The sequence below is a fragment of the Pelobacter propionicus DSM 2379 genome, assembly GCF_000015045.1.
GTDB lineage: Bacteria > Desulfobacterota > Desulfuromonadia > Geobacterales > Pseudopelobacteraceae > Pseudopelobacter > Pseudopelobacter propionicus.
Genome location: NC_008609.1, coordinates 3337501 through 3363741 on the forward strand (window position 1 = coordinate 3337501; position 26241 = coordinate 3363741).

At 57.0% G+C, this 26241-nt stretch carries 26 protein-coding genes (1 of these 26 only partly in view); 5 read left to right on the plus strand and 21 right to left on the minus strand.

Annotation, left to right across the window (positions count from 1 at the left end):
• The 18 genes from rpoD to PPRO_RS15230 all read right to left on the minus strand — a co-directional run.
• A protein-coding gene (rpoD, locus tag PPRO_RS15145) for an RNA polymerase sigma factor RpoD (RefSeq protein WP_011736880.1) crosses the window boundary here: on the minus strand, positions 1-941 show its 5' portion. It extends 808 nt beyond the left edge of the window; only the first 941 of its 1749 coding nucleotides appear in the window; the start codon lies at positions 939-941; its stop codon lies off the left edge, out of view.
• 31 nt (positions 942-972) lie between these two features.
• Complete coding sequence (dnaG, locus tag PPRO_RS15150) at positions 973-2727, minus strand: DNA primase (RefSeq protein WP_011736881.1); 1755 nt, start codon at positions 2725-2727, stop codon at positions 973-975.
• Positions 2724-3215 (minus strand): CvpA family protein, encoded by a 492-nt coding sequence (locus PPRO_RS15155; RefSeq protein WP_011736882.1) that lies wholly within the window; start codon positions 3213-3215, stop codon positions 2724-2726. Before PPRO_RS15155 ends, dnaG begins: the two co-directional genes overlap by 4 nt.
• A gap of 388 nt (positions 3216-3603) precedes the next feature.
• Entirely contained in the window at positions 3604-3801 is a 198-nt protein-coding gene (gene rpsU, locus PPRO_RS15160) for a 30S ribosomal protein S21 (protein ID WP_011736884.1), read from the minus strand.
• Positions 3802-3930: 129 nt separating this feature from the next.
• The gene (locus PPRO_RS15165) at positions 3931-4257 is read right to left on the minus strand and encodes a phosphoribosyl-ATP diphosphatase (RefSeq protein ID WP_011736885.1); all 327 of its coding nucleotides are present in this window, start codon (positions 4255-4257) and stop codon (positions 3931-3933) included.
• Positions 4254-5015 carry an imidazole glycerol phosphate synthase subunit HisF gene (hisF, locus tag PPRO_RS15170; RefSeq protein ID WP_011736886.1) on the minus strand — a complete coding sequence of 254 codons (762 nt, stop codon included), beginning with the start codon at positions 5013-5015 and terminating at the stop codon, positions 4254-4256. Before hisF ends, PPRO_RS15165 begins: the two co-directional genes overlap by 4 nt.
• A gap of 3 nt (positions 5016-5018) precedes the next feature.
• Positions 5019-5756: a 1-(5-phosphoribosyl)-5-[(5-phosphoribosylamino)methylideneamino]imidazole-4-carboxamide isomerase gene (gene hisA, locus PPRO_RS15175; protein WP_011736887.1), complete on the minus strand. Its 738-nt coding sequence runs from the start codon at positions 5754-5756 to the stop codon at positions 5019-5021.
• A gap of 16 nt (positions 5757-5772) precedes the next feature.
• Positions 5773-6396, minus strand: coding sequence for an imidazole glycerol phosphate synthase subunit HisH (hisH, locus tag PPRO_RS15180; protein WP_011736888.1), 624 nt, complete (start codon positions 6394-6396; stop codon positions 5773-5775).
• Positions 6393-7949 carry a bacteriohemerythrin gene (locus tag PPRO_RS15185; RefSeq protein WP_011736889.1) on the minus strand — a complete coding sequence of 519 codons (1557 nt, stop codon included), beginning with the start codon at positions 7947-7949 and terminating at the stop codon, positions 6393-6395. Before PPRO_RS15185 ends, hisH begins: the two co-directional genes overlap by 4 nt.
• 88 nt (positions 7950-8037) lie before the next feature.
• On the minus strand, positions 8038-10101 hold the full coding sequence (glyS, locus tag PPRO_RS15190) for a glycine--tRNA ligase subunit beta (RefSeq protein WP_011736890.1): 2064 nt from the start codon (positions 10099-10101) through the stop codon (positions 8038-8040).
• Entirely contained in the window at positions 10101-10979 is an 879-nt protein-coding gene (glyQ, locus tag PPRO_RS15195) for a glycine--tRNA ligase subunit alpha (protein WP_011736891.1), read from the minus strand. Before glyQ ends, glyS begins: the two co-directional genes overlap by 1 nt.
• A gap of 355 nt (positions 10980-11334) precedes the next feature.
• Positions 11335-11520, minus strand: a complete 186-nt coding sequence (locus PPRO_RS15200; RefSeq protein WP_041532362.1) for a hypothetical protein — start codon at positions 11518-11520, stop codon at positions 11335-11337.
• Positions 11521-11719: 199 nt separating this feature from the next.
• Entirely contained in the window at positions 11720-11923 is a 204-nt protein-coding gene (locus PPRO_RS15205) for a hypothetical protein (RefSeq protein ID WP_041532363.1), read from the minus strand.
• A gap of 124 nt (positions 11924-12047) precedes the next feature.
• Positions 12048-12236: a PAS domain S-box protein gene (locus tag PPRO_RS15210; RefSeq protein WP_041532364.1), complete on the minus strand. Its 189-nt coding sequence runs from the start codon at positions 12234-12236 to the stop codon at positions 12048-12050.
• A 131-nt stretch (positions 12237-12367) separates the two neighbouring features.
• Positions 12368-13600, minus strand: coding sequence for an LL-diaminopimelate aminotransferase (locus tag PPRO_RS20630; RefSeq protein ID WP_011736892.1), 1233 nt, complete (start codon positions 13598-13600; stop codon positions 12368-12370).
• Positions 13601-13654: 54 nt separating this feature from the next.
• On the minus strand, positions 13655-14458 hold the full coding sequence (dapB, locus tag PPRO_RS20635) for a 4-hydroxy-tetrahydrodipicolinate reductase (protein ID WP_011736893.1): 804 nt from the start codon (positions 14456-14458) through the stop codon (positions 13655-13657).
• A gap of 64 nt (positions 14459-14522) precedes the next feature.
• Positions 14523-15395, minus strand: coding sequence for a 4-hydroxy-tetrahydrodipicolinate synthase (dapA, locus tag PPRO_RS15225; RefSeq protein ID WP_011736894.1), 873 nt, complete (start codon positions 15393-15395; stop codon positions 14523-14525).
• Between the two features lie 313 nt (positions 15396-15708).
• Positions 15709-16737: an LOG family protein gene (locus tag PPRO_RS15230; RefSeq protein ID WP_011736895.1), complete on the minus strand. Its 1029-nt coding sequence runs from the start codon at positions 16735-16737 to the stop codon at positions 15709-15711.
• Positions 16738-16939: 202 nt separating this feature from the next.
• Here PPRO_RS15230 and PPRO_RS15235 point away from each other — a divergent pair, with 202 nt between their 5' ends.
• From PPRO_RS15235 to PPRO_RS15245, 3 genes are all read left to right on the plus strand, one after another.
• Complete coding sequence (locus tag PPRO_RS15235; protein ID WP_011736896.1) at positions 16940-18523, plus strand: peptidylprolyl isomerase; 1584 nt, start codon at positions 16940-16942, stop codon at positions 18521-18523.
• A gap of 13 nt (positions 18524-18536) precedes the next feature.
• The gene (locus tag PPRO_RS15240) at positions 18537-19427 is read left to right on the plus strand and encodes a phosphoribosylaminoimidazolesuccinocarboxamide synthase (RefSeq protein WP_011736897.1); all 891 of its coding nucleotides are present in this window, start codon (positions 18537-18539) and stop codon (positions 19425-19427) included.
• A gap of 158 nt (positions 19428-19585) precedes the next feature.
• Entirely contained in the window at positions 19586-19765 is a 180-nt protein-coding gene (locus tag PPRO_RS15245; RefSeq protein WP_011736898.1) for a Rho termination factor N-terminal domain-containing protein, read from the plus strand.
• Between the two features lie 50 nt (positions 19766-19815).
• Here the strand turns inward: PPRO_RS15245 and PPRO_RS15250 are convergent, their stop codons facing one another.
• The 3 genes from PPRO_RS15250 to PPRO_RS15260 are packed head-to-tail and all read right to left on the minus strand — an operon-like array spanning position 19816 to position 23551.
• Positions 19816-20232 carry a bacteriohemerythrin gene (locus PPRO_RS15250; protein ID WP_011736899.1) on the minus strand — a complete coding sequence of 139 codons (417 nt, stop codon included), beginning with the start codon at positions 20230-20232 and terminating at the stop codon, positions 19816-19818.
• Positions 20233-20255: 23 nt separating this feature from the next.
• Entirely contained in the window at positions 20256-22697 is a 2442-nt protein-coding gene (locus PPRO_RS15255) for a Lon protease family protein (RefSeq protein ID WP_011736900.1), read from the minus strand.
• A 59-nt stretch (positions 22698-22756) separates the two neighbouring features.
• Positions 22757-23551, minus strand: coding sequence for an HD domain-containing protein (locus PPRO_RS15260; RefSeq protein ID WP_011736901.1), 795 nt, complete (start codon positions 23549-23551; stop codon positions 22757-22759).
• An 87-nt stretch (positions 23552-23638) separates the two neighbouring features.
• Here PPRO_RS15260 and ligA point away from each other — a divergent pair, with 87 nt between their 5' ends.
• Positions 23639-25753 (plus strand): NAD-dependent DNA ligase LigA, encoded by a 2115-nt coding sequence (ligA, locus tag PPRO_RS15265; protein ID WP_011736902.1) that lies wholly within the window; start codon positions 23639-23641, stop codon positions 25751-25753.
• Positions 25743-26222 carry a hypothetical protein gene (locus PPRO_RS15270; protein WP_011736903.1) on the plus strand — a complete coding sequence of 160 codons (480 nt, stop codon included), beginning with the start codon at positions 25743-25745 and terminating at the stop codon, positions 26220-26222. Before ligA ends, PPRO_RS15270 begins: the two co-directional genes overlap by 11 nt.
• Positions 26223-26241 lie beyond the last annotated feature (19 nt).

Here is a 26241-nt window from a genome sequence, read left to right on the forward strand (position 1 = left end):
AGCTTTCGCGCTGTGGAAAGCAATCGGGCATCAACTCTATCCTGTTCTTCTGCGCCCAGTTTGAGCTTACGCAACTCGGCCTGAGCTTTTTCTTCATCCTTATGGTAACTGTCCATGAAAAATCTGAGTTTCTCAGCTGGTATCAGATCCTCCAGATCAGCCAATTCCTTCATGAGCCTGTCGACCTTAAACGACAACTCCTTCAGGCGTTCTGATATTTTATTTATGTGGCGATCCTTCAGGCGCAGCGAGATCAGCAGTTTTGCCTGCGACTCCCTGAGTTCCTGAATTTTTTTCTCAAGTTCCTTCTTTTTGGCGGCGGCAGCACATTTTTCAAGCTCTTCAGAAAGGCCAGTCAATTCCTCATCACCACTTGAAATTGCATCGATAATCTCAAGGATGCGCAGCTTGGGAAGATCTTCTTCCTCATCATCCAGAGACTCTTCCTCAACCTCTTTGCTGATTTCAGAAGCATTCAGCTGGAATTTGCGAAGCTTATCTCCCAGTTGCAGCACCTCTTTTATGGTAATCGGCGTATTAAGAATAACGCTGGCAACATCACGCTCTCCATCCTCAATACGCTTGGCAATCTCAACTTCGCCTTCGCGGGTCAAAAGGGAAACAGAGCCCATTTCACGCAAATACATGCGCACCGGATCGCTTGTACGCCCGATGGAGCCAGGCTCAAACTCGACCTCTTCGGCCTCACCTTCCGCTTCCTCTTCTTCTTCCATCTCAAGCTTCATTTTCGGAATCTTGACTTTCTGGGCAGAGTCAACGATCTCGATATCCAGATCGCCAAACATGCCCATGACGTCATCTATCTGTTCCGTGGCAATATCTGGCGGCAGGATGTCGTTAACCTCTTCGAAGGTCAGGAAACCCTTTTCCTTGCCGAGATCAATCAACTGCTTAACGCCGTCCATATTTTTTTTAACCATTCGTTCACCTCAAACGCAGTCAACAATATGACTACAGTCTTGATTTTCTGGTGCGCAACAGTTCCGCCTGCTGCAGCAGTGACATATATTCCTCGCAACCTGGCTCAAGCTGCGCCAGTCGGGCGGCAATATCCTTATAACCATAGTGAAGCGCACTTTTTTCCCTGATCAGTCGGCAACTTTCAAAGACATCTTTCCAATCGACACCTTCCAGGTGGTTATCTGATACCAGCAGACGAGAAAGAAAGAGCTTCAATTCTTCCGATTCAATTTTATCAACTACATGGCTCAAGGTTCGTAATTGTCCGTTTGCCGCCACCTCATCCAACACGAACCGCGCCAGAGCCAGATACTGACCATCAAACAACTTGTCAACACCACACTTGGCAACCTCGCTGCATGCCTCCGGGTAGGCGCAGATGAGACCCAGAAGTGTTTCCTGACGCGAGTCTCCCGGTGGCGTGCCGCCCTTCCCGCCTTCCGTAAGATCATGGCTATTGACATCCATCCCCCCCAGACGTTTTCGAAACGCATGCGACGCAATCCCCAGCAGACGGCAGATTTCCTTTTCATACAGGTCGCGCTCCAGCGGATCGGCTATCTTACGAAAACGGGGTACCAACTCATCGACAATCCTGACCTTGCTGTCAACACTGTCCGCCGGGATCGAAGCCATTACATAGCGAATGAAATACTCGAACGCCGGCTTCGCGTTTTTCTGACAGGAGCGAAATGCCTCCACAGAATTTGCATCAAGAAAGCTATCAGGATCATCTCCGGCAGGCAGGTCAATGACATACGCCGGCAGCTTCTGCTCCAGGAAAAGCTCCATTGACCGTATGGTTGCTTTTTGACCGGCAGAATCACCATCAAAAAGCGTGAACGCCCTGGCGCAATGCCTCTTGATCAAGGCGGCATGACGTGCGGTCAGCGCAGTACCGCATGTAGCTACCACGTTACGGACGCCTGCCCGATACAGAGCAAGGTGGTCAAAGTACCCCTCGACGATGATGACACTGTTTTCGGTCCTGATCGCCGGCAGCGCCAAGTCGAGACCAAAGAGAACCGAGCTTTTATGGTAGAGCGGCGACTCAGGCGAATTAATATATTTGGGCAACGATCCGTCCAGCACGCGCCCCGCAAAGGCAATCACATCACCCTTGGGTGACCGGACGGGAAAGATTAACCGGTTGCGGAAAAGGTCATGCCAGCCACGATCACCCTTACGGACAATTCCCAGTTTCAGGGCAAGGTCAAGGCTTGCACCCTGGGATTTGAGGTACTGCACAAGTCCATCACGTCGGTCAGGCGCAAATCCAAGTCCATAGGTTTCAGCTATCTGACCACTGGCATTCCGCTTTTCCAGATACTCCCTGGCTAGTCCAGCCTCCGAGGCGCGTTGCAACACACCACAATAGTATGCGGCTGCCAACTCCTGTATCCGCCGAAAAATCTTGTGTTCTTCCTGGGCCTGCTTTTCCGCCGGCGTAAGCAGGCGCTCTTCGATATCCACGCCTGTTTTGCGAGCAAGCAGCTTCACCGATTCGGGAAAGCTTAAGCCTTCGATCTTCATTACAAACGAAATGACGTTACCGCCAACGCCGCAACCAAAGCAGTGGAAAATCTCACGTGCCGGGTTAACATTAAAAGATGGTGTCTTTTCGGCGTGAAACGGACAGAGGCCAAGATAATTCGCGCCAGAGCGTCGCAACGGGACATACTCGGAAACGACCTCGACAATCGAAGCGCGCTCCACTACCTCGCGAACTTTATGATCTGGAATCATCGTTGGACTCCAGGCCTCCCGCGCCACGTAAAGAGAAGTTTATCACCAATTTGTGCGAACATATGTGCTGATTCGGTCATTTGTATTTTCTGTTTCAGTTTCATCGGCATAAAATCCGCCGTACCAATGCAGAACAGCATACTGAGCAGCAAAACTCCTTCAGCCGTTCCTAGTACCCCGCCCCCCACTCGGTTGAGACCGCCGAGCATGACAACATGGAGTGCCGTTGTAACAATGTTACCGAGAATGTGGGCAATGAATCCAACGAGCATCAAGAGAAGTACAAATGAAAGAAATGCTGCGATATGTTCCGGGACGTGGAGGACGTTCCTCAGGGGAACAGAGAGGTTTGGATAATATCGGTATGCAAGCCATCCACCCAGCAGGAGACCGGCGAGGGAAGACACCTCGTTTACAAGCCCGCGAAGCAGGCCCTTGAGAGCAAAGAAGAGCAGGACCAGCAGGATAATGATGTCTAGAAGATTCATCGCAGAACCTTGAAACGACTACGAAAGAAGGGGCAATCAGATTGATGGCCCCTTCACCATTTCAGGTAAGCAGGACAAATGTACCGAATATCATGGCACACGGCATTGCCAGACCAGATACCGGCTGGCAATGCCGCTGACCAATCTTTCGTCGGTTCTTCCTGCCGCCAGGCGAGCAGACGCTTGAGCGCCACGCCCTTTCTCTGTACGCGCAAATCGGTTTCCCGAAGAACGCGATACCGACCCCCATTTTTTCCACAAAACAGCCAGAAATTGGAGTCGGACATAACCGACATAAGCTGTAACGCTCTTATCCGCAAATGTTTTTTAGCAGGGAAGGTCAGTCAACGCCTCGTGTCGACAGGTACAGCCTTACGCGTCACATCATCTAGTCCATCATCTTGCGCTGTTTCTTGAGCGCACGCTTACGGGCTGCGATCGCCTTTTTCTTGCGCTTGATGCTTGGCTTTTCAAAGTGTTCGCGCTTGCGAACTTCTGAAAGTATTCCAGCTTTTTCACATTGCTTTTTAAACTTCTTCAGGGCGAGTTCAAACGGTTCGCTTTCCTTGACTTTTACTCCCGGCATTCAGTATCCCTCCCCCCATTGTGAAGTAGCTGTTGTGCTTCACACACAGCCCATACAAAATAGCAAGTTTTTAACACTAACAGATATTCAATTTTTGTCAACAACAAATTCCAGAGCAGCTGCCCCGGGTCACGTTGTTCTGGAATTCTTCTCGTCTATACCGGAGATACCGAAACGGCGACGCAGTTCGGTATACACTCTTTCCAGCGGAATGTCCTGATAGCTAAGCAGCAGCAGGGTATGAAAAAAAAGGTCGGCGGCCTCGTATACGACCTCGTCCGCCACTCCTCCCTTACCGGCAATGACCAGTTCAGTAGCTTCTTCACCGACTTTCTTCAGAACAGAGTCAAGCCCCTTCCTCATCAGGCTGGCGGTGTAAGAGTTTTCCGTCTGAGTGGCCTTTCGCGCCAGAATAACCCCGTATACGGCATCGAGAATGTGATTCTGCTCTGTCATAGGCGGACCGGCACCCCTCTCTCCTTAAGATACTGTTTGGCCTCTCCGATGGAATATTCGCGGTAATGAAAAATGGAGGCGGCCAGACAGGCACTGGCGCCGCCCTGCGCAAAACCGTCATAGAGGTGTTCCAGATTTCCGACTCCGCCCGATGCGATAACCGGAATGGAGACAGCATCTACAACTGCGCGGGTCAGCTCCAGATCATAGCCGTCCTTGGTGCCGTCGCAATCCATGCTGGTAAGCAGGATCTCGCCCGAGCCGAACTCTTCCATCCTGACGGCCCACTCCACGGCATCGATCCCGGTGGGATTGCGACCTCCATGGGTATACACCTCCCAGCGCTTCTCTCCTGGCACACGGCGGGCATCGATGGCCACAACCGTACACTGGGAGCCGAAGCGTTCGGCCGCCTCGCGGACGAACTCCGGCCGATGCACCGCTGCGGTATTGATGGAAGTCTTGTCCGCCCCTGCATTAAGGAGACGACGGATATCCTGCACGGTGCGGATGCCGCCGCCAACGGTCAGCGGCATGAATACCCGCTCGGCGGTACGGCGCACCACATCGATGATGATGTCCCGCTCATCGCTGGAAGCGGTAATATCAAGAAAGGTCAGCTCATCGGCGCCCTGCCGGTCGTAGATTTCCGCAATTTCCACCGGATCACCGGCATCACGCAATTCCAGAAACTGCACGCCCTTGACGACCCGGCCACCCTTGACATCCAGACAGGGAATGATTCTCTTTGTCAGCATAGCCTATTCCTGATTATCCTTCCCGGTGAGCGCGATGGCCTCATGCAGCCTGATAGCCCCGGTGTAGATCGCCTTGCCGGTGATCACCCCGGTTACCCCGCTCCGCTCGATGGTCATCAGATTCTCGATATCCTTCAGTGTAGAGACCCCTCCCGAGGCAATCACCGGAATGGCCACCGCCTCGGCCAGTGAGCGGGTCGCCTCGATATTGGGCCCCTGCAGCATGCCATCGCGACTGATATCGGTATAAATGATGGCAGCGACCCCGCAGTCCTCGAATTTCCGCGCCAGGTCAACAGCCGTGATCCCGGTGACCTCGGCCCATCCCTGCACGGCAACCATGCCGGCCTTGGCATCGATGCCGACAACGATCCTGCCGGGGAATTTTGCGCAGGCCTCTTTCACCAACTGCGGGTTGCGCTGGGCTGCCGTACCGATAATGACCCGCGAGAGCCCCAAGGAGAGATAGGATTCGATGGTGGCAAGGTCGCGGATACCGCCACCCAACTGGGCGGGTATGCTGATGGCCTTCACGATGGCCTCGATGGCCGCCTTGTTCCGCGGTGTGCCAGCAAAGGCCCCATCCAGATCGACGATGTGCAGCAGCTCAGCCCCCTGGTTCTGCCACTCCAGGGCCTGACTGGCGGGGTTGTCGTTGAAAACCGTGTCCCTGTCCATCAGCCCCTGTTCAAGGCGAACACAAACCCCGTCTTTCAGGTCAATCGCAGGAATTACAAGCATGGTGCACCTTTCAGTATCAATTTTGTGCCGCGAAATTTTTCAGTATGCTTAAGCCCGCATGCTGGGACTTTTCCGGATGGAACTGGGTGGCAACGATGTTGTCCTTCCAAACGGCTGAACAGAACTCAGAGCCGTAGCCCGTGGTGGTGGCAACCACGCCGTCATCATCCGGCTTAACGTAGTACGAGTGCACGAAATAGACGTTGGTGCCCTCTTCGATGCCCTCAAAGGCTGGTGGCCGACGCCTGATATTGAGCTGGTTCCACCCCATGTGCGGGACCTTCAGCAGTTCTCCCCCCTCCCGCATCCCTTCGGGAAAGCGGAGCACATGCCCGGGTATTACATTCAGCCCCGCATACAGGCCGAACTCCGAGCTATCGCTGAAGAGCAACTGCATTCCGACGCAGATCCCCAGAAAAGGGCGACCGTCGGAGATCACCTTGAGGATCGGCTCCACAAAACCGGCCTGCTCCAGGTTGCGCATGCAGTCGCGGAAAGCCCCAACGCCGGGGAGCACGATCTTATCAGCCTCCAGGATCAGCCGGGGATCATCGGTAACAACCGCCTCGACGCCGACCCTTTCAAAGCCCTTCTGCACGGAGCGGAGGTTGCCCATGCCATAATCGATAATTGCAATCACGTTACACCGTTCTTGGTTAAATGGGGGCCGTATTTCTTATCAACACCTTTGATATGGTTGACCAGCCAGTTCTGCAGAAATGTAATCACGTCCTGGGTAAGAAGGGCCTGACCATCTCGAAAGCGCCCCTGCAACTCCACGACCTGGTCCACCAGCTTCCTGTGCAGTTCCCGGTGCTGCGCCTCTTCGGGATAGCCGGTACGGGAGAAGGCCCGCTCCTCTCCGGCGAAATGGTTGACCGTGTAGTCGGCCAGGCCGTCCAGGATCTGGCCGATGGCCTCCTTGCTCCGCTTCTGCTGCATGGCATCGTGCAGGTCGTTGACCATCCGGAACAGCGTCTTGTGCTCATCGTCGAAGGTTCCGATGCCGGTGGCAAAGGAGGCATCCCACTCCAGCGCATTGGAGAGCCGGAAATGCCCCACCAGTTCATGCAACCGGTCCACCTGTTCCGACAACCTGGCTGTGGCGACCGTCGTGCCGCGGGCGCTTTCCACATTGCGTTCGACCACGCTGGTGATCATCTGGATGTTCTGGGTAATCTCGCTGGTTGTGGCGGTCTGTTCCTCGGCTGCGGTGGCGATCTGGCTGACCTGCATGGCCAGTTCGTTGATCCTGCCGAGAATATCCTCCAGAGCCTCGCCAGAGCGGGCGGTCTCCTCGGTTCCCTGGCCGACCTGATCGACCCCCTCCACCATGGAGTCAACCGCTGCCTGGGTTTCCACCTGGATAGCCGTGATCATGCCGCCGATCTCCCGGGTGGCCTTGGTGGTCCGCTCGGCCAGTGCGCGCACCTCATCGGCAACCACGGCGAAACCGCGCCCCTGCTCCCCTGCCCGGGCAGCCTCGATGGCCGCATTCAGCGCCAGCAGGTTGGTCTGATCCGCTATGTCCTGAATGGTATTAACGATGGCGCCGATCTGGTCCGAGCGCTGCCCCAGTCCCTCAACGGTATGGGACGACTCGTTCACGCGCTTGGCAATGTTATCCATCAGGCGGGCGCTGTTCTGGACGATCTGCGAGCCGCTGTGGGTCTGTTCGGTGGCCTTCTGGGCATTTTCCGCTGCATACAGGCAGTTGCGGGCGATGTCACCGGAGGTGGCTGCCATCTCTTCGCTGGCGGTGGCGATGGTGCTGGACTGGATAGCCACCTCCTCGGCTGCCGACGCCATGGCCTCGGTCGTGGAGCGGACCATGACCACCGAGTCACGCACCAGATCGGCAACGGAGAAGAACTGCCGCATGGCCTGGTTCATGTCGGTCATCATGGTGTTGAAGGCGGTGGCCAGGCGGACGGCCTCACTCCCCCCGCCCAGCTCGGCGCGAACCGACAGGTCTCCGCCAGCAGCCCGCTCGAGCGCGGCGATGATCCCGGCGAGCGGCTTGAAGGCGCTGCGGCTGAAGCGCACGATCAGGCCTGAGCTGACCGCCAGGAGCAGCAGACAGATCAGGCCGTTGATCAGGAGGTCACCCCGCGGGTTGAAGATGCTGATTGCTGCAATGCTCAACAGTATGACAATGGCATTACAGAGGATGATGCGTGCGGTAGCGGACATGTCGGCACTCTCCCTGAAGACGATTTGGAGACAGGGTGCAACTCAAAAAGCGGCGGCGCAGGATAACGCCCGGATACTGATCCGGTTGTTACGCTATGCGTGAAAAATCGGCGATCCGTCCGAACATGCGGTCTATGGCCGTCAGCAGGGCCAGGCGGTTGCTGCGCACCCGCTGATCCTCGGCCATGACCATGACCTTGTCGAAAAAGCCGTCAACCGGGGCGCGCAGACCGGCGATACGGGTCAGGGCATCCTGCCACGCTCCCTGCTCGACCAGTGCGCTGACATGCACCTTGACCTCATGGAAGGCCTGGTACAGGGCACCCTCGGCGGCGTCCTGGAACAGGGACGGATCGACCAAGGCATCGGTGCCCCCCTTGATGATGTTGCCAATGCGCTTGAAGGCCACCGCCAGCGGCTCGAAGTCGGGGTGGGACTTGAACTGCGCCAGGGCCGCGACGCGGCTCTTCACATCCACCAGGTCGTCAAACTCGGCCGAAACAGCCGCCTCCACCGCGTCAGCGTCGAATTCGCCTCCCAGGAGGTTGACGAAGCGGCCGCGGAAAAACTCCAGCACCTCAGTTGCAACCTGCTCCTTCGGCCTGAGGAGCTTGGCCTCCAGCAGATCAAGGGAGCGGTCGATCAGGGAGGCAAGCCCCAGGCGATAGCCCCTGTCCAGGATGATGGCGATGATGCCGATGGTGGCCCGCCGCAGGGCATAGGGGTCGGCGGCGCCGGTGGGAATCAGCCCCACGCTGAAACAGCCGCAGATGGTGTCAAGCTTGTCAGCAATGGAGACGAACGCACCGATGTCGCTGGCAGGCAGCTCCCCACCGGCCTGGATCGGCAGGTAGTGCTCGGCAATGGCACAGGCCACGTCCCCTGATTCACCTTCCAGCAGCGCATATTCACGCCCCATGATCCCCTGCACCTCGGGAAACTCACCGACCATGCCGGACACCAGATCCGCCTTGCAGAGCCAGGCGGCACGGGATGTCTCTGATTTCACAGCCGGGTTCAGCCTGTCGGCCAGTTCTTCGGCCAGCGCCCTGAAGCGTTCCATCTTTTCGAAGGAGGTGCCCAGCTTCTGCTGGTAGACCACCTTTTTCAACTCTTCCACACGCTCATCCAGCTTGACCTTCTGGTCCTCTTCGAAGAAGAAGCGTGCGTCGGAGAGACGCGCCCGGAGGACACGCTCGTTCCCCTTGACCACCACACCCGGATCATCGGTGAGAGTGTTGTTGATGGTGATGAAGCCGGGCATGAGGTTGCCCTGGCCATCCACGATGGAGAAGTAGCGCTGGTGGCTGCGCATGGAGGTGATCAGCACCTCTTTGGGGACCTTGAGGAATTCACGCGAGAAGGTTCCGTGCACGGCGCTGGGATACTCCACCAGGTAGGTGATCTGCTCCAGCAGCTCCTCGTCGGGCAGCAGGTGTCCGCCGGCTGCCGCGGCCACACGGTGGCTCTCGCGACGGATCAGCTCCTTGCGCCGTTCCGGGTCAACAATCACGAAGTGGCGCTCGCATTCGTCCAGGTAGTGGCTGAAATTGCGCACCGGGAATGAGGTATTGGCCATGAAGCGGTGCCCGCGGGAGACACTACCGCTCTCGATGTTGCCGAAAACGAAGGGAACCACGATCCCGTCGAACAGGGCCACGATCCAGTGGATCGGCCTGGCAAAGCGCACATCCAGATCCCCCCAGCGCATGGACTTCTTGAAGGGGATGCTGGCGATCATCGCCGGCAGGATCTCCGACAGCAGCTCAGGGGTGGGCCGTCCGGTTTCCGTCTTGGTCACCGCCAGATACTCTCCCTTGTCGGTGGTGACGATCTGAAGCTGGTCGACCGTTACCCCCTGCCCCCTGGCGAAACCTTCCGCTGCTTTGGTCGGTTTGCCGTCGGCATCGAAGGCGGCCTTTTTGGAGGGGCCGGTGGCGGTAATCTCGGCATCCGGCTGCACCGCCGGGATATCCTTCACCACCAGCGCCAAGCGGCGGGGCGTTGCCATGGTCTGCACCGTGGAATAGCTCAGGCGGGCATTGGTCAGTTCCCTGGTGATCATGGCCTCCATCTCGGCCATGGCCCGGGGAATAAACCCGGCCGGAATCTCCTCGGTACCGATTTCCAGAAAGAGTTCTTTGACGCCCATCAGGCAACACCTCCTTTCAGCAGTGGAAAGCCGAGCCGTTCGCGCATGCGCAGGTATCCCTCGGCGCAGACGCGGGCCACGTTCCTGACCCGTCCGATGTAGGAGGCGCGCTCGGTGACCGAAATGGCGCCGCGGGCATCCAGCAGGTTAAAGGCATGGGAGCATTTCATCACATAGTCGTAGGCCGGCAGGACCAGGTCCCGCTCCACAAGACGCAGACACTCCTTTTCGTACATGCCGAAGAGCTTGAGCAGCATGTCCACATCCGCCTCTTCGAAGTTGTATTTGGAGAACTCCACTTCACTCTCGTGGTGGATATCGCCGTATTTTATCCCCTTGACCCACTCCAGGTCGTAGACATTGTCCACACCCTGCAGGTACATGGCGATGCGCTCGCAGCCGTAGGTAATCTCCGAGGATACCGGCTTCAGATCGATGCCCCCGGCCTGCTGGAAATAGGTGAACTGGGTGATCTCCATGCCGTCCAGCCAGACTTCCCAGCCAAGCCCCCAGGCCCCCAGGGTGGGGGATTCCCAGTCGTCCTCCACGAAACGTATGTCGTGCTTGCATGGATCAAGGCCAAAGGCGCGCAGGGAATCAAGATAGCGGTCGAGGATGTTCAGGGGGGACGGCTTCATGATCACCTGGAACTGGTAGTAGTGCTGCAGGCGGTTGGGGTTCTCGCCGTAGCGCCCGTCGGTGGGGCGGCGTGACGGTTCCACATAGGCCACGTTCCACGGCTCAGGACCGAGAACGCGCAGAAAGGTGGCCGGGTTGAAGGTACCGGCCCCTTTTTCGGTATCGTAGGGTTGCTGGATGATACAGCCCTGCTTGGCCCAGTACCCCTGCAGTGAAAGAATGAGATCCTGAAATGTCACGAGGACACCTCCGATGGGGAGTTTTTGTGGTCAGTCTGCTTCGAAAGGACTCTCTCTAATAGCAGGAATAGGCCACGGGGTCAAGGTTGAGAACCGTCGGAACAGCTTACACTGAAGCGCGAACTGTGCAGGTTCTCGTTCATGGCGACGCAACTCCCGTCAATCAATCCCCGTTCCCCTCTCGCCGACCACCGCCGGGGCCATGGCGGTGGTCGGTGTCGGTGGATGGCCGAAGCACGCCGTCTCCCCTGCCGACGGGTGGCATCTGCCATCCCCCGCACACACAAAAAGACCCGCATGCCACCGGGCCGCGGGTCGTCGCTACTGCATTAATGTCAATGCCGTACAAGGGTCACTACTCTTCCGTTGTGCCCCCCTGCACGAGCTGCCTGCTCTCGTAATACTGTTCCTGCTTGCTCCAGATCAACTGGGTTGCATAGTCGAGAGCTCTGTCGAGGTCCTGAATAGTTGCACGTGGATGGCGGTTGGCGATCCTGTTCAAGACCTTACGGGTTATGACCGGATTGTTGTACCACGGCATCTGTCCTCATCTCCTTTCCAAGGGCACTCTGCTGCAAAGAACGCGATCCTGGCAGATGACAGGGCCGTCGTAATTCATATCGTACGTGAGCAAGATTTTGCATAAGGCATACCAGAACATGATTTTACTGTTATTTCGGAAGCTTACCCAGAATATCACGCACCGAAACAAAGCCCGTACGGCGCTTTGTAAGCTTTTTTTACAGTTTTCGATAACGAGCGACGTTCACCATCCTCCCGCCGTCCCCGGGATCGAGCACGTACACCGGATCGCGGGTGTATTCGATGAGAGTCCTGAAAAAAGAGGCGTCCCTCTCGACGTTCACACGGTCGCTGATGTCACGCATTACGGAACAGACGTATTCCCGGCCATCAGGCTTCGGGTGGCTGCTGGTTATCTCCACCAAGATCCTGCGTCCCATCCCTGGTCGTGCAATCTCGCGTTGAACGCTTGCAGCCGACTCTCCTCAACGCATCGACATCTGCCGGGATGTCGTCCCTGGCATACCCCGGATTCAGGTCAAGGCCCTACAGGGAGAGCAGCTCCTCGCGGCTGTACCCCAGCATGGCGTAGGCAGCTGCGTTGACGTTCAGGATGCGCCCCTCCAGGGAAATCCACAAGACGGCATCCGCGATCTGATCGATGGAGAATCCGTCGAATCTCAATTCGTCGTCATTGTTCCTGTTCTCCGCAAGACTCTTCTCTATCTCCGCCATGCCCCACCCCGCCGCTCATGCCGATATACATAAGAACGGCAACAACGCGTTCTTCGTATTCCCTGTGAAACCATTGGCCACGAGATAGTATACCGTAAAGCACAAAGGGCGCCTCATGGGCGCCCTTTGTGCTACTTCAGGTTCTTCTTGATTCTCTCCACCGCTTCGATCACGTTCTCCCGGTTGCCGAAGGCGGACAGCCGGAAGAACCCCTCCCCGCTGGGCCCGAAGCCGCTGCCGGGGGTCCCGACCACGTTACACTCGGTCAGGAGTTTGTCGAAGAATTCCCAGCTGCTCATGCCGCCGGGGGTCTTGAGCCAGATATAGGGGGCGTTAACCCCGCCGTAGACCGTGCAACCGGCCTCGGCAAGCCCTTCGCGAATGATGCGGGCGTTCTCCATGTAGTAATCGATGATTTCCTTGGTCTGGGCCCAGCCCTCGTCGGTATAGACCGCGGCGGCGGCCCTCTGTACCGGATAGGAGGCGCCGTTGAACTTGGTGGTGGTGCGGCGCAGCCAGAGTTTGTTGAAGCTGTAGGCTTCACCCGTGGCCGTGCTGCCCATGACCTCCTCCGGAACCACAACCAGGCCGCAGCGCACACCGGTGAATCCGGCGGTCTTGGAGAAGGAGCGGAACTCGATGGCACACTTCTTTGCCCCCTCGATCTCGTAGATGGAATGGGGGATGGCCGGATCAGTGATAAAGGCCTCGTAGGCGGCATCGAAGAAGATCACGGCGTTATTGGCAATGGCGTAATCGACCCACTTCTTCAGTTCCTCCCGGCTGGCCACGGTGCCGGTGGGGTTGTTGGGGAAGCAGAGGTAGATGATGTCCACCTTCTCCGTGGGCAGCGTCGGAATGAAGCCGTTGGCCTCGGTACAGGGCATGTAGACGATCCCCTTGTAGTAGCCCCTGTCGTCAGCCTCGCCGGTGCGGCCGATCATGACGTTGGTGTCGTTGTACACCGGGTAGACCGGATCGCCGATGGCCACCACGTTGTCCATGGCGAAGATGTCCAGGATATTGGCACAGTCGCACTTGGAACCGTCGGAGACAAAAATCTCGCTGGTCTTGAGTTCTACCCCCAGCTTGTTGTAGGACTTCTCGATGACCGAGTTGATCAGCCAGTCGTACCCCTGCTCCGGGCCGTAGCCGGCAAAGGTCTCGACCTTGGCCAGGTCGTCGACCGCGTCGTGGAATGCCTTGAGGATTGCCGGGGGGAGCGGCCTGGTCACATCGCCAATGCCGAGGCGGATCACGTTGGCCTGGGGATTGGCTTCCGCAAAGGCACGCACGCGGCGGCCGATTTCGGGGAAGAGGTACCCGGCTTTCAGCTTCAGGTAGTTGTCATTTATCTTTGCCATACGCGAATATCCTTTGTTCGATATGAAATTGCACAGCGCCTGCAAACGGAAAAGCTATTTCAAACCAAGCACATCCTGCATGTCGTAGAGACCGGGCGCCTGACCCACCACCCACGTGGCGGCGCGGACCGCTCCCCGCGAGAACATGTCCCGGTTCATGGCGCGGTGGGAGAGCTCGATGCGCTCACCCATGCCGATGAAGTAGACCGTGTGCTCGCCGACGATGTCGCCGCCGCGGATGGTCTGCATGCCGATCTCATCCTTTGTGCGGCTGCCGGTGATTCCCTCCCGGTGGAAGTTCGCCACCCGGTCGTAGTCACGCCCCAGGGCCTCGGCAACCACCTGCCCCATGCGCACCGCGGTGCCGGAAGGAGCGTCCACCTTCATGCGGTGATGGGACTCGACAATCTCCACGTCGAAGTCGTCGCCAAGGGTCGCCGCGATGTCCTTGAGGATCTTGAAGCAGACATTGACCCCCACCGACATATTGGGCGCCAGTATGGCCGAGATGTTTCTGGTCAGCTCCATTGCCAGCTGGCGCTCCTCGGGGGTAAAGCCGGTGGAGCCGATGACGATGGACTTCCGCTGCAACCCGCAGGCCTCCAGGTTCTTGAGGGATACCTTGGGGGCGGTGAAATCGATCAGGACATCGCAACCGGCAATGACGGCGTTGAGATCGTCGGAGATGCTGACACCCAGTGCCCCGCATCCGGCAACCAGCCCGGCATCCTGTCCCACCAGCGGATGGGCGGGCCGTTCCAGTACGCCGGAGAGACATACACCCTCGGCCTCCTGCACGGAATTGATGAGGCGTTGTCCCATGCGGCCGGCAGCTCCGCAGACAGCTATCTTGATCATGGCATTACCCTCTCTGGAATCATTCGTTCACGTCGCGTCACGGGAAATTAGTGTCCCTCACATCCTAGATCAGGCCGTAGGATTTCATGACAGCGCACAGGGTGGCCCGGCTGGCGTCGCCCAGGGGAGCCAGCGGCAGGCGCAACTCTTCGGCGCACAGCCCCATCAGGGCAGCGGCTGTCTTGACCGGCACCGGGTTGGTTTCTATGAACATGGCGTTGCTGATGTTGAGCAAACTCAGGTGCAGACGGCGGGCCTCGTCCATGTCGCCTTCATAAAAGGCATCCACCAGCCGGGCAACCTCCCGCGGCATGATGTTGGCGACAACGGAGATGACCCCTGTTGCGCCGCAGGCCATCATGGGAAAGGTGATGAAGTCGTCGCCCGAGATGACGTCGATCTTGTCACCGCACATCTCCATCAGTTCGGAGGCCTGCTGCAAAGAACCTGTCGCCTCCTTGATGGCCACGATGCTGTCGTGTTCCGCCAGGCGCGCCACGGTCTGGGGGAGCATGTTGACCCCGGTGCGCCCCGGCACGTTGTAGAGCACCTGCGGGATGTCCACGGCATCGGCGATCGCCCTGAAGTGACGGTAGAGCCCTTCCTGGGATGGCTTGTTGTAGTAGGGAGAAACCAGCAGGACGCCGTCGGCCCCCAACTTCTTTGCCTTGCGGCTGAGCTCGATGGCTTCGGTCGTCGAGTTGGAGCCGGTGCCGGCGATGACCGGCACCCGCCCGTTTACCTGCTGGATGACTATTTCGATCACCCTCATGTGTTCGTCATAGTCCAGGGTCGAGGCCTCACCGGTGGTACCGCATGGCGAAATACCATCGGTCCCGTTCTCGATCTGGTAGTCCACCATCCGGCGCAGCGTTTCTTCATCAACGGCGCCGTCCCTGAACGGCGTAACCAGGGCAACAATACTTCCTTTGAACATGGCATGCTCCTCCGCATACACCTGCATAGCCTTACAGAAAAGAGACCGATCGCGCCCATGCGGACGGACAGCCCCCCTCTCCTCCTGCGTCCAGCCCCGACCACGCCGTCCCTGGCAGCGCCACGGCAGCGGGCCTCAGGCTGCACCATTTGTCCCTGAAAAGCGCGGACAGCGGCGAAACAAGGAGCCGAAACAGGCGAACAAAAACCCAAAAAGTGGATATTTCTAGCACGGGAGGCGCAAAAAGTCAAAACTCAATGCGGCTTGCGCGGCTAGCGGGCGGCCTGGCTGCCTCTTCCAGCCAGCAGCGCATTTAGAACGTATTGATGCGGTGGATAAAGGCCAGCAGCAACCCGTAGTGGTGGTGGTCGAAGAGCAGGGAGATGCGCGGCAGGTTCGCCAGGTCCGGCTCATCGTTCTCCTCCGGGAACAGGCCGCAGCAGCGGATACGATCCCCCTCCCTGACCAGTTCGGAAAACTCGTCCTCCAGAATGGCGATCTGTTCGGGGGCAAGGGGCTTGTTCAGGCGGATGACAAGCCGGTTATCGATGAAGCGCAGGGAATGGAAGGTACGGTAGAAGTTCTCGATCACCGCCACCGCCTCATCCACGCTCTTGGTGATGGTAAAGATGGAGAAGTCCTCACCGGAGATGAAGCCCTTCACCAGCAGGCTCTCCTTGACGAAGTCGAAGAACTGCTCCCAGTAGCCGTCCTGATCGTCAATGAGAATCAGCGGCTTCGGCGACGTCTTTCCGGTCTGGATGAGGGTGAACACCTCCATGGCCTCGTCCAGGGTGCCGAACCCCCCGGGAAAGACGGCCATGGCGTTGGCCTCCTTGACGAAGGCCACCTTGCGGTTGAAGAAGTACTTGTAGGTTATCAGGCGCTTGTTGCGGTACATGATCGGGTTGGGCGCCTGTTCAAAGGGGAGCCGGATGTTGACGGCAAAGGAGTTCTCGCTGCCGGCCCCCTCGTTGCCGGCCTGCATGATTCCGGGACCGCCGCCGGTGATGATCATGTAGCCCCGCTCAGCCAGCTTCCGGCTGAAATCGACGCATTTCCGGTACATCTCGTTATCCGGTTCGGTGCGGGCCGAGCCGAATATGGTGACCTTCTTCCGGTCGCGATAGGGGCCAAACACCTTGGTGGTGAAGCGCATCTCGCGCAGGGTGCGGTTGATCAGCTTCAGATCAGCCAGGTAATCAACCTCCTGCCCCACCTTGAGCACCGCCAGCAGCATCTCGCGGATCAGCGCCGGCTGGCGAATATCACCCGACACTTCCAACAGATGACTGATGATCTGGTCGACATCGGCGTTTGCCCGGGAAAAACTGAGTTCCATTGTTCATGCCCCTTCGTACCCACCCTTGGATTGAGGCCGCACACTAGCACAGCAGGGAGTACAATGCAAACCGGCAGGACGGGGAAACCGCATCCAAACAACAGCTTGCAATCGCTAGGGACGTATAGTAGTATTCGTTTTCCCGCCGCGCAGAGCGGTTTTTTTGTTTCATCCCACCAACCAACGGAGGTGCGCCGGAGCCATGCTGGATCTCATACGTCAGAAAAAGCAATCCATCATCATCAAGGTGGTATTTGTCGTCATCGTGCTTTCCTTCATCGGCACCATGTTCCTGGTATGGGGCAAGGGGAGCGACGGGTCCGGGAGTTCCATGGCCTACGCGGCCAAGGTGAACAGGCACAAAATCTCCCTGGAGGAATTCCAGAACGCCTACCAGCGCATGAGAAACATCTACCAACAGATCTACGGCCAGTCCCTGACGCCGGAAATCGAGAAAACGCTGGGACTGAAAAAGGCGGCCCTGAACAGCTTGATCGACACGGCCCTGATCCTGAAAGAAGCCAAGAAGATGGGCATCACCGCCAGCAAGGACGAGGTCTCCGGAGCCATCGCCGCCATGCCCATGTTCCAGAAGGACGGCGTTTTCAGCTTCGACCTCTACCAGCAGTTGCTGAAGAGCAACCGCATAACCGCCAAGGAGTTCGAGGAAGCGCAACAGCGTGAGCTGATTCTCAAGAAAACCCGCCAAGCCATCATAAACAAGGTCGCGGTCAGCGACCAGGAGGCCCTGGACCTCTTCAGAAAGGAAAACGACAGGATCGAGCTGGAGTACCTGAGCTACGGCCCGGCGGACGTCATGGGAGAGATTCGGCCGACCGAAGCCGAACTGAAGGAGTTCCTGCAAAAGAACCAGGACAGGTTCAGGACCGCCGAAAAAGCTGAAATTTCCTACGTGCTCATCGACCCGGCCTCCCAGGCGGCCAGACAGAGCCTGACCGAGGATGAGATCCAGACCTTCTACCAGAAGAACATCGACCGCTGGCAGGGCAAGGACGGTATCCTGCCGCTGGCCGATGTCAGGGAACGGGTCAGGGCCGAGGCCCTGAAACAGAAGGCCGCCCGCCAGGCATTCGAACTGGCCGCCGACACCCTCTTCAAGAACATCAAGTCAGGCGACCTCAACCTGATCGCCGCTAAACTGAACCTCAAGCCCCAGCAGACGCCCCTCTTCTCCGCGGACGCTTCGCCGCCAGCGCTGGCGGGCGAGACCGCCCTGATCAGGAAGGCATTCGAACTCAAGCAGGGTGAACTGGGCGGACCGGTGGAAACCGGCCGGGGAATCTACATCGTCAAAGTCAGACAGCGCATCCCTTCCCAGGTACGGCCGTTGAACGAGATCAAGGCTCAGGTGGAACAGAGCTTCAAGGCTGCCAAGGCGGTTGATCTGGCCCGCGGCAAGGCCGAGCAGGCTGCCCGTCAGCTTGCGGCAAAGAAACCGCTCTCCAGCCAGAGCACCTCTAGCTTCGGCTTCTCGGCCAAGGGGGACGTCCCTTCCATCGGAAACGCGCCCGACCTGATGGAGGCAGCCTTCAGGCTGACCAGCGCCAGTCCGGCCGCCACTGCCCCCTTCAAGGTCGGCGACCGCTGGTATGCCATCCGCCTGAAGAGCCGCAGCGAAGCGCCCCGTGCCGAGTTCGACAGGACAAAAACAGCCATCAAGCAGGGGATGCTGCCCGTAAAACAGCAGGAGGCTCTCACAACCTGGGTGAAACAGTTGCGAGGCAAGGCAAAGATCGAAATCAATCAGGCACTCGTCGCCGACTAAACAGGAGAAACATATGTCACACCCCGTCATGCACACCGATTTTCCCGGGCTGAAACTTTTGGCCCGCGGCAAGGTGCGAGACATCTACGACCTGGGAGAAACGCTGCTGCTGGTCACCTCCGACCGGATCTCGGCTTTTGACGTCATCATGAACGAACCGATACCGGACAAGGGCTTTGTCTTGACCGAGATATCGTCCTTCTGGTTCCGACAGATGGAAGACATCGTCAGCAACCACATCATATCCACCGACGTGGACGAATTCCCGGCCGCCTGCCGTCCCCATGCCGACCTGCTCAGGGGCCGCTCCATGCTGGTGAAAAAGGCGCGCCCCCTGCCGGTGGAGTGCATCGTGCGCGGCTACGTCTCCGGTTCCGGCTGGAAAGAGTATCAGAGCAGCGGCAGCATCTGCGGCATTTCGCTTCCCCCTGGCCTGAGGGAGTCGGACCGCCTGCCGGAGCCGATCTTCACCCCCTCCACCAAGGCCGAACTGGGCACCCATGACGAGAACATCTCCTTCGAGCGGATGACTGAACTGTGCGGCCGCGAACTGGCCGAACAGGCCCGCGACTACACCCTGAAGATATACGGCCGCGCCCGCGAACTGGCCGACCAGAAGGGGATCATCATCGCCGACACCAAGTTCGAATTCGGCGTCTTCGAGGGGGAGTTGATCATCATCGACGAATGCATGACCCCCGATTCCAGCCGTTTCTGGCTGAAGGACGACTACCGGCCGGGCGGGCCGCAGCCCAGCTTTGACAAGCAGTTCCTGCGCGATTATCTGGAGGGACTGGACTGGAACAAGACAGCCCCGGCGCCGGCGCTCCCGGCGGAGATCATCGCCAAGACCGCCCAGATGTACCGCGAGGCGCTCTCCCGCATCACCGGCATCTCTCTGTAAGAGCGTGTTCATGCAGCAAAAAAAGGCGAATCCCCCTGGGGTTTCGCCTTTTTTTGTGCCTCGTTCCCTTCCTGGCCACACTGGCGCTTCACCAATCCTGTGCTAGACTTGATCGCGTCGGAAAACAACCGGCAGACACCACTTCCAGGGAGATCGATATGAAACTCGTCGAAATCAGGGAAAGAGCAAAACAGTTCGGCATCACGGCAAGCAAGATGAAAAAGGCGGATCTGGTGCGGGCCATCCAGCAGTCGGAACGGAACACCCCCTGCTTTGAAACCGGCAGGGCTGAAATCTGCCAGCAGGACAGCTGCCTGTGGCGTGAGGACTGCAGGTAAGGGCTTTGAGTCCCCTGTCGGGCGGCGAGTCGTCACCCGACAGGGGACTGTCACGTCGTTGTGTCCCGGTTTGTCGTAAGAAACGACCCCAAGACCCTGTCAGCGCTGGAAATGTGTTTGACGAACCAGGCGTAGAGGAGCTGATTGGTTTCAACGAGATGAGCTACCTCGACCCCTCTTGCAGCGATCTGCTGCTGAAGGCTTCCTATGCGGGCGATGAAATTCTGATGCTCGTTTCTGTGACCCTGATAGGCGGGATAGCGATACCGCTGCTGCAGGATCTCCTCGTCGCTGAAGTGCCGTCGCACGTACCGGTCGAGAAAGTCGAGCATGCTCTTCAGCTCATCCTCCCCCCTCCCCTGCTCGCACGCCGCCAGCAACCGGGCGAACTGCTCCACCAACTCCCGGTGCTGGCTGTCGATCTCCTCAATACCAATGGCGAGAGATTCCCTCCACCTGATCCCCATGACTCCTCCTGGCCGGCCTGAAGCTAGGCAGGCGTATGACGGCGTGGCCCCTTTGCCGCACGGCTCTTCCCCTTCTCATCTTTCTTGACCAGCGTCTCGGCCATGCGGCGCAGGCGCTCGTCCACCAGGTGATAGAGCGTGCCCTTGGGAAACCTGCCGTTCTTGCCACGCACACCGGCTTTCATACCGCTCAGGATCTCGATGCCCTGCTCGATGGTCTCCACACTCCAGATGCTGAACATGCCGGCCGTAACCGCCGCAACCACCTGGTCGTTCAGCATCAGGTGCCGTTCGTTGGCCTTGGGGATGATCACCCCCTGCCGACCGGTCAGCCCCTGGGACTTGCAGACGGCATAGAATCCCTCGATCTTGAAATTGACCCCGCCGATGGGCTGGATGATACCGCGCTGGTTGACGCTGCCGGTAACGGCGATCCCCTGGCTGAGCGCTACGCCGGACAGTGCCGACAACAGGGCGTACAATTCGGTGGACGAGGCGCTGTCCCCCTCGATACCGGAGTAGGACTGTTCGAAACAGATGGACGCGGACAGGGAGAGGGGACGCTCCAGGGCAAAGATGCTCCCCAGGTAGCCGGTCAGGATCATGACCCCCTTGTCGTGTATCGGGCCGGAGAGCTTGGCCTCCCGTTCGATGTTGACCATGCCCCCCTTGCCGGTGTAGACGCTGGCGGTTATGCGGGAGGGACGGCCGAAGGTGTGATCCCCCAGATCCAGCACCGACAGCCCGTTGATCTGGCCGGCCACGGCACCGTCCGTATCCACCATGATGATGCCGTCCTCGTACAGCTCGTGCATGCGCTCTTCGATGCGGTTGAAGCGGTAGAGCTTCTCCTCGGCGGCACGCAGCACGGCGGCTCCCGAGACGATGGAGTGGCCGTCCTTCTTGGCCCAGAAGCTGGCTTCGCGGATGAAATCGGAAATCTCCATGAACTGCGAGGAGAGCCTGTGCTGATCCTCAACCATACGGGCGGTGTACTCCAGCAGGCGCGCCATGCCACTGCGGTCGAAGTGCAGCAGATTCTCGCAGCGGCAGTGGGTTGCCACGAAGAGGGCATAGTCGCGCATGACTTCGGAGGAGCGTATCACGCTGCTGTCGAACTCGGCCTTGACCTTGAAAAACTTGCGGTAATCCGGATCCAGGTAGTACAGCAGGTAGTAGATCCAGGGGGTGCCGATCATGATGATCTTGGCCTGGAGCTGCACCGCCTCGGGCTTGAGCGTCACCATGGTCATGAAGCGGTACTGCTCCAGCACATCCTCGATCCTGATTTCTCCGGTGCGGATGCAGCGCTTGAGAGAGTCCCAGACAAAGGGATTGATCAGCACCTCGCGGGCATCGATGACCAGGTAGCCGCCGTTGGCCCGATGCAGGGCGCCGGGGCGGATCATAGTAAAGTCGGTCACTGCCACGCCGCCGTACTGCATCACATGCTCGATGCGGCCGAACAGGTTGTTGTAGGTCGGGTTGGCCTCGAACACCACCGGCGCGCCCTTCGTGGCGCTGTTGTCCACCAGCAGGTTGACGTCGTAGCGTTCGAAGCTCGGCTCCTGGCGCGGCATCCTGATGCCCGGAATCTGGGGCTGGGCCGCCTGGGGCTTGAAGTCTTCCAGGTTGTTGAGGATATCTTCCTGGACCGCCTCCAAATAGGCCAGCACCTTTTCCAGGGAGGCGTACTTTTCCTTCAGCGGGCCCAGGCGATGTCCCAGACATGACATGCCCAGTTCGCGGTCGGCCTGGGAGAGCAACTCCTTGGTGGCCTTTTCGTTCTCCCGCACCTGGCGGAGTACCTCGTTGAGACGCTCGGTCAGCTTCTTGCCGGTCTGGTCGAGCTTGTCCCGCTTCCTTTGGGTCAGGGCCTCGTACTCCTCCTGGGTATAGTTGCGCCCCTCCTTCTGGGGAACGATCACCAGCCCGGAAACGGTACGCTGCAAGGCAAAGCCGTGCTTGCCCGACTCCTTCTCCAGGGCCTGGAACAGCTCGTTGTTGGCTGCCTGGTACTGTTCCAGTATTTCCGAACGCCGGAACTCGTACTCGGGGCTCTCCAGGGCCTTGGGGATCTCCTTCCGGAAGGCATCCACCAGCTCCTTCATGTCGCTGGCCAACTGCCCCCCCTGACCGGCGGGCAGGGAGAGCGAGACCGCCGACAGGCTGTCCTTGAAGTTGTTGACATAGACCCAGTCGTTGGGCTGGGGCTCGTGCTGCGCCCGTTTGCCGAGGATGGTGCGGATGGTGGATGCGCGGCCGGTACCGGTTTCGCCCGCGATGTACAGGTTGAAGCCGGTTTCCTCCATTTCCAGGCCGAATTCGATGGAGCGCAGGGCCCGCTTCTGGCCGATGGCGTAGTCAAGGTCGGGCAGTTCTTCGGTGGAAGTGAAGTCCAGCAGGGAGGTATCGCAGGTCCAGCGGAGTTGTTCAACGGGAATGCGGTATCGGTCAAGGTCCATGGGCGACTCCTTCGGCAGAGGTGAGCAGGCGTTCAGTGCGGGAAGCGCCCTGCGGTCAGTCAGGGGCTGGTCGGGCAGGCTCGCGCGGCAACGTACTCCCGGGCCGAGTCGATGGCGGCCCGCACGTCGGTGTCATCGGGAAGCTCCGCGGCCAGACTGGCCAGATAGTCGAACTCTCGCAGCAGGCGATAGGAGGTGGTGAAGTTCAGGTCATAGCACCAGGAGATCAGCAGCAGCTTGTAGTCGTTGACACACTGCACCCTCTCCAGGCGCACGATGCGCCCCCGGGCCAGTTCGGCGAGGCACGCCCCGGAGACCGTGGCCCGCTCGGGAAGCCCCAGCAGCGCCGCCGAGGCGCGCTCATGCCGCGGGAGAGCGAACAGATCCAGAAACACCCGCCAGATGTCCAGCTTGTCGGCATCGCGGATCAGCCGCAGGAACAACTCCGTGGGAGACTTGATGCGCGGAGGAATGCTGAGCAGGTTGTGGAACCTGACCGCCTCCTCGATCAACAGGCGCTCTTCCCGGGGCAGGCCATGCAGAAGCCGCTCCCGGCGGATCACCTCCACGGCCAGACGGGCGTGATTGTCCGAACAGCTGTCACGGAAGGTGCGCCAGCGCCGGTACTGGGGAAAGCGCCCCACATCGTGCAAGAGCGCCACCGCCCCGGCAAGGCGCCGGTCAGGAGAGGAAAGACTCTCTCCCGCGGTGAGCAGGTCCATCATCCGGCAGACCCTGCGGGTATGCTCCACCTTGAGAAGGATGTTCTTCTGCCCCTCGGCATCGGTTTCCAGAAAAGGACCGACATACCCCTCGAACCAGTTTTCAAGCCTCTCCAGACAGTTCTCTTCCATGGGGATTTCCCGCTAGTCGGTGCGATTGAAATCAGGAGCATAATACTGTACGCTGGGGCGTTGTCAACCACATCCCGAGGTTACCCGATGCAAAACTCTCCAACCACGGAACAAACCAAAAACATTGTTGCAGAACGTATTCAAGAGCTTCGTCAACTCATAGCACACAACAATCGTTTATATTATGAAAACATTCCTCCACGGCGAGAGATACATGATTATGAATATGACGAGCTTTTCAAGGAATTGCAGGAACTTGAATCAAGATTTCCGGAGTTTCAATCAGCGGACAGTCCGACTCAAATAGTAGGTGGTTCTGTTTCGGAAGGATTTAAAAAAGTCCAGCACTCAGTCCCGATGTTGTCTATTGAAAACAAGCCAGTTACAAAGATGCTTTCTGAAGTAAGGAGTATTATCAAAGAATTAAAAGATGATGCCATATCGATTGATATTGTAGCCGAGCCAAAAATTGACGGTCTTTCATGCTCAATACGTTACGAAAAGCATCAATTGGTACGGGCAGCCACTAGAGGAGACGGTCTTGAAGGCGAAGACATTACTGTTAATGTCCACTCAATTAGTGAGATACCTAAAATATTGCCGCTTGATGCCCCAGAAGTAATAGAAATACGGGGCGAAGTGTACATGTCGAATTCTGATTTTAAACAGTACACCGCGCAGCAAAACAAGATTGGGGAAAAGCCTCCTGAAAACCCTCGTAATGCAGCCGCCGGAAGCTTACGTCAGCTTGATCCTTCTGTAACCGCATCTCGTCCGCTCCGCTTCTTTGCGTATGCGTGGGGAGAGATTTCCAATTCCTTTGCTAAGAGCCAGTGGGACGCCTTACAGACCTTGCGTGGATGGGGATTTAAGGTATGTGATGATATCCGGCTATTGTATTCTTCAGACGAGCTAAATTCATATTTTGAGGAAATGCAAGAGCGCCGTAGTGAACTCGATTTCACCATTGATGGGATAGTATACAAGCTTAACAGCCTATCGCTTCAGGAACGAGTAGGACAGACCAACCGGGCTCCACGATGGGCTGCAGCCCAAAAATTCCCTCCGGAAAAGCGAGAGACTCTTCTACAAAATATCACAATATCTGTTGGTCGAAGCGGAGCACTCACCCCAGTCGCAGAACTTTTGCCGGTCCGCCTGCTTGGTACTACAGTTTCAAATGCAACCCTGCATAACCAGGATGAAGTAGAGTGTAAAGATTTCCGAATCGATGACACCATAGTAGTACAGCGTGCTGGGGACGTTATTCCTCAAGTGGTTTCTGTCGTCATAGAAAAAAGGCTTTCTGGTAGCATTCCGTTTGTTTTTCCGTCAGCCTGCCCAGTCTGTGGTAGCAAAGCTGTTCGAGAACCAAGAGAAGCTGTCTGGAAATGTACTGGAGGTCTGACATGTCCCGCACAATCATTGGAAAGACTAAAACATTTCGTATCTCGTGATGCCTTTAACATTGATGGACTTGGCGAAAAAAACATCGAGTTGTTTTACAATAAAGGTCTGTTAGCATCTCCAGTAGATATATTCAGACTTGAAGAAATTCTTTCACCACCATTACTTTGGCAACAAAAACCATCAGAATTTAAACCACTGCAAGAATGGGATGGATGGGGTGAGCTTTCCGCCAACAATCTTTTTAGGGCTATTCGGACCAAACAAAAGATCACACTTTATCGTTTTATATATGCGCTTGGTATTCCAAAAGTTGGCGAGGTTACAGCAAAGATACTTGCTGATAACTATGTCAGTCTCGACAATTGGCAAAGCTCAATGCTTAAAGCAGCAGAAAGAGAGTCTGAGTGCTATCAACATCTAATTTCAATTGACGGCATCGGCTCAGTCGTTGCAGATGAAATAGTAAGTTTTTTTGCAGAAGCCCATAACATCCAAGTCCTCGATTCTCTGAAAAATTATCTTAGCGTTGAGGATTTTACCAAACCGGCCATAATATCCTCCAATATTTCCGGAAAAATCGTGGTTTTTACAGGAGAATTGGAGAAGCGCAGCCGCAAGGCAGCAAAAATTGAAGCAGAAAAATTTGGGGCAAAGGTAGCTACCGATGTATCAAGAAAAACTGACATTGTTATTGCAGGGACAGACCCAGGATCAAAATTGCGCAAGGCACAAGAACTAGGAATTAAAATTCTATCTGAAGATGAGTGGGAGCATCTGATCAATGAAAAATGATCAAATTGAGACTTTGGCAACAAAAAGGTCTTCAGACTTAAACGCCAATTTTATAGATGGATTTGCTGATGGCTGGTTTATGGCATTAAAAGAAAGCTACAAAATGGAACTGGATATCAAATTAACAGAACGAAAAAAGAACAAAATATCCTATTACGAATGGACTCAAGGCCCCTATTATTGCTTCTCCGAAGGACAGATCATTTATGATATAAGGGAAGCTCACACCTGCTGGCGAGAAGCTATAAAAAAAGTCAACATCGCCTGCCAGATAGTCGCAGCGAAACCTAACATCCCAATAAAAATTGCAGATAATGTTAAAGGTAAGACTAAATTCAGCGTATTAGAAGGTTATGTAAAATTTATATTATTCAAACCAGATAAAGAACGCACCAAGCTTATTCCTCATGTTTGCTACAACCTCTCACAAAATAATTTTGTAAATTATCTAAAAACCGGTAATTTATAATAAATGTTAAAAGAAAGCG

What these genes read in the sequence shown, in the direction of transcription:
- PPRO_RS15250 (WP_011736899.1), bottom strand. Translation starts at nt 20,232, where the DNA reads ATGGGGATCAGGTGGAGGGAATCTCTCGCCATTGGTATTGAGGAGATC.
- dapA (WP_011736894.1), bottom strand. Translation starts at nt 15,395, where the DNA reads ATGTTCAAAGGAAGTATTGTTGCCCTGGTTACGCCGTTCAGGGACGGC.
- PPRO_RS15230 (WP_011736895.1), bottom strand. Translation starts at nt 16,737, where the DNA reads ATGGAACTCAGTTTTTCCCGGGCAAACGCCGATGTCGACCAGATCATC.
- PPRO_RS15260 (WP_011736901.1), bottom strand. Translation starts at nt 23,551, where the DNA reads ATGGAAGAGAACTGTCTGGAGAGGCTTGAAAACTGGTTCGAGGGGTAT.
- glyS (WP_011736890.1), bottom strand. Translation starts at nt 10,101, where the DNA reads ATGGGCGTCAAAGAACTCTTTCTGGAAATCGGTACCGAGGAGATTCCG.
- ligA (WP_011736902.1), top strand. Translation starts at nt 23,639, where the DNA reads ATGCAAAACTCTCCAACCACGGAACAAACCAAAAACATTGTTGCAGAA.
- hisA (WP_011736887.1), bottom strand. Translation starts at nt 5,756, where the DNA reads ATGCTTGTAATTCCTGCGATTGACCTGAAAGACGGGGTTTGTGTTCGC.
- PPRO_RS15200 (WP_041532362.1), bottom strand. Translation starts at nt 11,520, where the DNA reads ATGCCGTGGTACAACAATCCGGTCATAACCCGTAAGGTCTTGAACAGG.
- PPRO_RS15245 (WP_011736898.1), top strand. Translation starts at nt 19,586, where the DNA reads ATGAAACTCGTCGAAATCAGGGAAAGAGCAAAACAGTTCGGCATCACG.
- PPRO_RS15165 (WP_011736885.1), bottom strand. Translation starts at nt 4,257, where the DNA reads ATGACAGAGCAGAATCACATTCTCGATGCCGTATACGGGGTTATTCTG.
- PPRO_RS15235 (WP_011736896.1), top strand. Translation starts at nt 16,940, where the DNA reads ATGCTGGATCTCATACGTCAGAAAAAGCAATCCATCATCATCAAGGTG.
- PPRO_RS15255 (WP_011736900.1), bottom strand. Translation starts at nt 22,697, where the DNA reads ATGGACCTTGACCGATACCGCATTCCCGTTGAACAACTCCGCTGGACC.
- PPRO_RS15210 (WP_041532364.1), bottom strand. Translation starts at nt 12,236, where the DNA reads ATGGCGGAGATAGAGAAGAGTCTTGCGGAGAACAGGAACAATGACGAC.
- dapB (WP_011736893.1), bottom strand. Translation starts at nt 14,458, where the DNA reads ATGATCAAGATAGCTGTCTGCGGAGCTGCCGGCCGCATGGGACAACGC.
- dnaG (WP_011736881.1), bottom strand. Translation starts at nt 2,727, where the DNA reads ATGATTCCAGATCATAAAGTTCGCGAGGTAGTGGAGCGCGCTTCGATT.
- PPRO_RS15185 (WP_011736889.1), bottom strand. Translation starts at nt 7,949, where the DNA reads ATGTCCGCTACCGCACGCATCATCCTCTGTAATGCCATTGTCATACTG.
- PPRO_RS20630 (WP_011736892.1), bottom strand. Translation starts at nt 13,600, where the DNA reads ATGGCAAAGATAAATGACAACTACCTGAAGCTGAAAGCCGGGTACCTC.
- PPRO_RS15155 (WP_011736882.1), bottom strand. Translation starts at nt 3,215, where the DNA reads ATGAATCTTCTAGACATCATTATCCTGCTGGTCCTGCTCTTCTTTGCT.
- rpsU (WP_011736884.1), bottom strand. Translation starts at nt 3,801, where the DNA reads ATGCCGGGAGTAAAAGTCAAGGAAAGCGAACCGTTTGAACTCGCCCTG.
- PPRO_RS15240 (WP_011736897.1), top strand. Translation starts at nt 18,537, where the DNA reads ATGTCACACCCCGTCATGCACACCGATTTTCCCGGGCTGAAACTTTTG.
- PPRO_RS15270 (WP_011736903.1), top strand. Translation starts at nt 25,743, where the DNA reads ATGAAAAATGATCAAATTGAGACTTTGGCAACAAAAAGGTCTTCAGAC.
- hisF (WP_011736886.1), bottom strand. Translation starts at nt 5,015, where the DNA reads ATGCTGACAAAGAGAATCATTCCCTGTCTGGATGTCAAGGGTGGCCGG.